Below are 314 nucleotides of genomic sequence, written 5' to 3' on the forward strand. Positions count from 1 at the left end.
CTATAACGCAAAGTTATATAATACCAATAGTCCTGATTGGGACATATAGAGCTATGATCGTTTTGTTCGCGGAACTCTCCGGTTTTTATAGTGGTAGAGCCGGAATCCCAGCTCCAGTCGCCATCGTTATCCCAGTATCCCATTTTTTCAAGACCTTTTATTTTTGACCTCTCTTTATTTACTGCCTTTAAACTCATTCCTGATTTAACCGGTGCTCCCTGTAAATTGACTGTTTGGGTATAGGGGGTAAAAGGATAGATATAATTTTTAGGATCGTGTTTTTCTTTAAGTTGAGTTAACTCTTCTTGTGTAAA

Annotated in this window: 1 pseudogene; it reads right to left on the reverse strand. The window is 37.9% G+C overall.

The features are described 5' to 3' along the window. Positions 1 to 314: pseudogene (locus C4S77_RS12940) on the reverse strand (hypothetical protein); the annotation flags it as partial.

The sequence above is a fragment of the Apibacter adventoris genome, from assembly GCF_002964975.1.
Taxonomy (GTDB): domain Bacteria; phylum Bacteroidota; class Bacteroidia; order Flavobacteriales; family Weeksellaceae; genus Apibacter; species Apibacter adventoris.